Source organism: Monashia sp. HAY1-5C (assembly GCF_056755255.1).
Genome location: NZ_JBPGXG010000207.1, coordinates 1 through 5,341, shown reverse-complemented (window position 1 = coordinate 5,341; position 5,341 = coordinate 1). Strand labels below are relative to the sequence as shown.

5 protein-coding genes are annotated in these 5,341 nt (G+C 74.3%); 3 read left to right on the top strand and 2 right to left on the bottom strand.

Translation table 11 applies throughout. The features are described 5' to 3' along the window. Together ACR9ZK_RS20610 and ACR9ZK_RS20605 are read right to left on the bottom strand one after the other, a co-directional pair. Positions 1 to 1,260 (bottom strand): acyl-CoA dehydrogenase family protein (locus ACR9ZK_RS20610; protein WP_481343832.1); only part of this gene is annotated, 1,260 nt, incomplete at its 3' end. Next, the gene (locus ACR9ZK_RS20605; protein ID WP_481343831.1) at positions 1,250 to 1,939 is read right to left on the bottom strand and encodes a TetR/AcrR family transcriptional regulator; all 690 of its coding nucleotides are present in this window, start codon (positions 1,937 to 1,939) and stop codon (positions 1,250 to 1,252) included. The genes ACR9ZK_RS20605 and ACR9ZK_RS20610, both read right to left, overlap by 11 nt. 110 nt (positions 1,940 to 2,049) lie before the next feature. Between ACR9ZK_RS20605 and ACR9ZK_RS20600 the strand changes: the two genes are divergently transcribed. The 3 genes from ACR9ZK_RS20600 to ACR9ZK_RS20590 form a co-directional block, all read left to right on the top strand. Next, a complete protein-coding gene (locus tag ACR9ZK_RS20600) occupies positions 2,050 to 3,345 on the top strand; it encodes an acetyl-CoA C-acetyltransferase (protein ID WP_481343830.1) in 1,296 nt (431 codons plus the stop codon). Positions 3,346 to 3,348: 3 nt separating this feature from the next. Beyond that, positions 3,349 to 4,674, top strand: a complete 1,326-nt coding sequence (locus ACR9ZK_RS20595; protein ID WP_481343829.1) for a 3-oxoacyl-ACP reductase — start codon at positions 3,349 to 3,351, stop codon at positions 4,672 to 4,674. Positions 4,675 to 4,679: 5 nt separating this feature from the next. After that, positions 4,680 to 5,341 (top strand): MaoC/PaaZ C-terminal domain-containing protein (locus ACR9ZK_RS20590; RefSeq protein ID WP_481343828.1); only part of this gene is annotated, 662 nt, incomplete at its 3' end.

Below are 5,341 nucleotides of genomic sequence, written 5' to 3'. Positions count from 1 at the left end.
GGCCTTGAGCCGGCCCAGCCGGTTGGCGTACAGGTACCCGGCCCCGCCGCACAGCTCGCGGCACTCCTGGATCGTGTCCGTGGCGTGCCGGGTCGTCAGCGCCTTGACCCCGGCGGCGCTCGTCTCGAGACGACGCTGCGCCTCCTCACCCGGGGTGCGGCTGGCGAGGACGTCGTCCATCGCGCCGACGAGCTCGTGCTGGGCGAACTGGAGCGCGTACGCGGCGGCGATGCGCGGCAGCAGCCGACGCTGGTAGGTCCGGTAGTCGAGCAGGGTCACCTCCTCGCCGCCCCCGGGAGGGGCGAACTGGCGACGCGCGAGCGCGTACCGCGTCGTCACCGCGAGGGCCGACCGGGCGCCGGCCCCGGCCCCGCCGGCCACGGAGATGCGGCCGCGGACCAGGGTGCCGAGCATGGTGAAGAACCGCCGCGAGGGGTTGTCGATGGGGCTCGTGTACCGCCCGTCGGCGTCGATGTCGCCGTAGCGACCGAGGAGGTTGGTGCGCGGGACGCGGACGTGGTCGAAGGACAGGCGGCCGTTGTCGACCCCGTCGAGGCCGAGCTTGGGGCCGCAGTCGGTAGCCGTGACCCCGGGGAGCGTCTGCCCCCGCTCGTCGCGCAGCGGCACGAGGACGCAGTGCACGCCCCGGGACTCGCCTCCCACGACGAGCTGCGCGAAGACGGCGGCGAGGCGGGCGTCGTGCGCTGCCCCGCCGATGTAGTCCTTGCGCGCGGCCGGGGTGGGAGAGTGCACGACGAGCTCGTCGCCCGCCGGGTCGTACGTGGCCGTGGTGAGCAGGGCCTGGACGTCGCTGCCGTGGCCGGTCTCGGTCATCGCGAAGCAGCCGAGCAGCTCGCCGCTGGTGATGCGTGGCACGAGGTGGTCGTGGCGCTCGGTGCCGAGCATCGACACGGCCCCGCCGAAGAGGCCCCACTGGACCCCCGCCTTGACGAAGAGCGACAGGTCGCCGTGCCCGAGCATCTCGAAGGCGGTCACCGAGTCGCCGTACTGTGCGCTGCCGCCTTGGTGCTCCGGAAAGCCCTGTGCCGCGAACGGTTCCGCGGCAAGACGTACCAGCTGACGGCGGACACGGGCGCGGTGCTCCTCGAGCGGCAGCGGCTCCGCGGGCGGGCCGAGGACCTCGGCGTCGAGCACGCGGCACCGCTCCCGAACGGCCCGACGCGGGCCGTCGAGGTAGGCCCGCAGGGCCTCCGCGGTCGGCGGCGTGGGCACCGGGAGGGGCATCGGTTCAGCGGACACGGCGGGTCTCCTCACGCGCGCTGACGGGGGACAGGACGGGGGCCAGGCCGTTCCACGCGAGGTCGGTCAGCGCCGCGACGACCTCGGCCCGCGGCGGGCGGTGCGCGGTGGCGAGCCAGTCGTCGGCAACGGCCCGGACCGACCCGACGAGGGCGATGGCCCAGGTGCGCGCCCGTCCGGGGTCGGCGGCCGAGGCCTCGAGCGAGCGCCGGAGCAGGTCGGTGAGCTGGTCGGCGACCTGCGCCACGGTGCCGCCGACGGGGTCGTCCGGCAGGGGCCGGTCGACGAGGGGCCGGTTGACGACGAAGCGGTAGACCTCGGTGTCGGACTCGACGAGGGCCAGGTAGGCCTCGACGGTCGAGGCGATGAGCCCTCGAGGGTCGGTGGCGATGTCGTCGGCGTCGGTGCGCGCGAGGGCGGCACCGACGTCCCTGACGACGCGCGCGTCGATGCGGGCGGCGACGGCCCGGTAGAGCCCGGCCCGGTCCTCGAAGTGCCGGTAGACGACGGTCTTGCTCGTGCCGGCCTCGGCGGCGATGTCGTCCATGCCGACCGTGGCGCCGTGGCGACGGATGGCGCGGATGGTGGCGTCGACGAGGGCGGCCCGACGCTCCTCGCGGTGGCGCTCCCACCGGGCGTCGCGACCGTCCCGCGGCGTCTGGTCCACGTCGGCGTCCATGTCTCGAAAGTAACAGGTACTTGCTGTATCGACTACTACGAGTTTCGGTTATCTTGGGTCGAGAGCCGACAGCACGTCACCGTTCACCCCACCGAGAGCAGGTACGACCCATGGCGTCCACGACCCCCGCCCGAGCCCCGCGCCGCGTCGCGGTCCTCGGCGGCAACCGCATCCCGTTCGCCCGCGCCAACGGGGCGTACGCGCAGGCCTCCAACCAGGACATGCTCACGGCCGCGGTCGACGGGCTCGTCGCCCGCCACGGCCTCGCGGGGGAGCGCCTCGGCGAGGTCGTCGCCGGCGCCGTCCTCAAGCACAGCCGCGACTTCAACCTCACCCGCGAGACCGTCCTCGGCACGCGACTGTCGCCGGCCACCCCGGCCTACGACGTCCAGCAGGCCTGCGGCACCGGCCTCGAGGCCACGATCCTCGTCGCGAACAAGATCGCCCTCGGGCAGGTCGACTCCGGCATCGCCGGGGGCGTCGACACTGCGAGCGACGCCCCGATCGCCGTCAGCGAGGGGCTGCGCCGCACCCTCCTCGCCGTCAACCGCGCCCGAACGCCCGGTGCCCGGGCCAAGGCACTCGCCGGCCTGCGCCCCGGTCACCTCGTGCCGTCCGCGCCCGAGAACGTCGAGCCGCGCACCGGCATGTCGATGGGCGAGCACATGGCCGTCACGGCTGCGCAGTGGGGCATTCCGCGCGAGGCCCAGGACGAGCTCGCCGCGGCCAGTCACCACCACCTCGCGGCGGCCTACGACCGCGGCTTCTTCGACGACCTGATGACCCCCTACCTCGGGCTCACGCGCGACGACAACCTGCGACCCGACACCAGTGTCGAGAAGCTGGCCGCGCTCAAGCCGGTCTTCGGCCGTGGTGAAGGTGCGACGATGACGGCCGGCAACTCGACGCCGCTCACCGACGGCGCCTCGGCCGTCCTGCTCGCGAGCGAGGACTGGGCCGCCGAGCACCATCTCGAGCCGCTCGCGTGGTTCGTCGACGCCGAGACCGCGGCCGTCGACTACGTCCACGGCGACGAGGGCCTCCTCATGGCGCCCGCCTACGCCGTGCCCCGGCTCCTCGAACGCAACGGGCTGACGCTGCAGGACTTCGACCTCTACGAGATCCACGAGGCGTTCGCCGCGACCGTGCTCACGACGCTCAAGGCGTGGGAGGACCCCGACTTCTGCAAAGCCCGGCTCGGGCTCGACGCGCCGCTCGGCTCCATCGACCGCAGCCGGCTCAACGTCAACGGGTCCTCCCTCGCGGCCGGCCACCCCTTCGCGGCCACCGGTGGGCGCATCGTCGCCTCGCTCGCCAAGCAGCTCAAGGAGGCCGGTGGCGGGCGAGGCCTCATCTCCATCTGCGCTGCCGGCGGGCAGGGCGTCGTCGCGATCCTGGAGGCCTGACCCGTGTCCGACCTGTTCACCACGCTCATCAGCTCGCCGGTCGCCAGGAAGGTCGGCGTGCCGCAGCCGACGACGCTGCGGCGGTACGAGCCGGGCCTGCCCCTGTGCGAGGGCCCGGTCCTCGTCGCCGGCGGCGGTCGCTTCGCGGCCGGCATCGGCGACTGGCTCGGCTCGTGCGGGACCGCCGTGGTCGAGTCGGTCGACGGCCTGGCGGAGGGCGCGCGGGTCGGCGCGGTCGTCCTCGACCTCAGCGCCGCCACCGACCCCGAGCAGCTCGCCGCCCTGCGCGTCCTCGGCGCGCCGGCGGTCAAGCGCCTCGCCCGCAACGGCCGGGTCGTCGTCGTGGGCACGGACCCCGCGTCACTGACGGACGTCGGCGAGGTCGCCACCCAGCGCGCCCTCGAGGGCGCCGTGCGCTCCCTGGCCAAGGAGCTGCGCGCGGGGGCCACCGCCAACCTCGTGCTCGCCCGCGGCGCGGCCGCCGACGGCGTCCGGTCGGCCGTCGAGTTCTTCCTGTCGGGCCGTTCGGCCTACGTCGACGGCCAGGTCGTCCGCGTCGACGAGCGCACCGGCAGCAACCCCGACGCCCTCCGCCCCCTCTCCGGCAAGGTCGCCGTCGTCACCGGTGCGGCCAGGGGCATCGGCGCCGAGATCGCCCGAGTCCTGGCCCGCGACGGTGCGACCGTGGTGGCCGTCGACGTGCCCCAGGCCGGTGACGCCCTCGCACGGGTGGCCAACGAGGTCAAGGGAACCGCCCTCCAGCTCGACGTCACCGCCACCGACGCCGGCCGGCGCGTCGTCGAGCACGCGCGGTCGCGCCACGGCTCGCTCGACATCGTGGTGCACAACGCCGGCATCACCCGCGACAAGCTCTTCGTCAACATGGACGATGCCCGCTGGGACTCGGTCATCGCCGTCAACCTCGCCTCGATCCTACGGATGAACGAGGCGATCCTCGACGACGGCGGTCTCGCCGACGGCGGGCGCATCGTGTGCGTCGCCTCGATCGCGGGGATCGCGGGCAACCGGGGGCAGACCAACTACGGCGCGAGCAAGGCCGGCGTCATCGGCCTCGTCACGGCGCTGTCGGCGCAGGTGGCCCCGCGCGGCATCACCGTCAACGCGGTCGCGCCCGGGTTCATCGAGACCGAGATGACGGCCAGGATCCCGTTCGCGACGCGTGAGCTCGGCCGGCGGATGAACTCCCTCCAGCAGGGCGGCCGGCCGCGCGACGTCGCCGAGACGATCGCGTGGTTCGCCCAACCCGGGGCCGCCGCCCTCACCGGCCAGGTCGTGCGGGTCTGCGGCCAGAGCCTGCTCGGGGCGTGAGGCAGATGACCCGTCGCACCACGCTCGAGGGCCCGCCCGACCTGCGCCGGATCTACGCCACGGCGCTGCTGCGCCGGGGGTCGTCCGGCGGCGAGCTGCCGGACGTCGAGGTCTCGCGCGCGGCGGTCCGGGTCGAGGTCGCAGAGCTCGTCGCCTACTCGAGGGTGTGCGGCTTCGCCGTCGACGGCACCCTGCCGCCGACCTACCCCCACCTGCTCGCGTTCCCGCTCCAGATGGTCGTCATGAGCGGCGACAGGTTCCCGCTGCCGCTCCTCGGCGCGGTGCACCTGGAGAACACGATCACCGTCGCTCGCCCCGTCGGTGTCGAAGAGGCCCTCGACGTGTCGGTCCACGCGGCCGACCTGCGCCCGCACCGCCGCGGCCGCCAGGTCGACCTCGTGTCGGAGGTGAGCGTCGGCGGCGAGCTCGTGTGGCGCGGGGTCAGCACGTACCTGTCGCGGGGCACCGAGCACCCGGACGCCGTCGCGTCCGAGCCGCCGTCGCTGGCACCCCTCGACGCCGTCCCGAGCGGGCCCCTCTGGCGGCTCGGTGAGGGCACGGGGCGGGCCTACGCGTCGGTCTCGGGCGACTGGAACCCGATCCACGTGCACGCGCTCATGGCCAGGCCGCTCGGTTTCCCGACCGCGATCGCGCACGGGATGTACTC

Bases quoted from the DNA above. Each gene is read 5' to 3' on its own strand.
- ACR9ZK_RS20605 (WP_481343831.1), bottom strand. From the start codon at position 1,939: ATGGACGCCGACGTGGACCAGACGCCGCGGGACGGTCGCGACGCCCGG.
- ACR9ZK_RS20600 (WP_481343830.1), top strand. From the start codon at position 2,050: ATGGCGTCCACGACCCCCGCCCGAGCCCCGCGCCGCGTCGCGGTCCTC.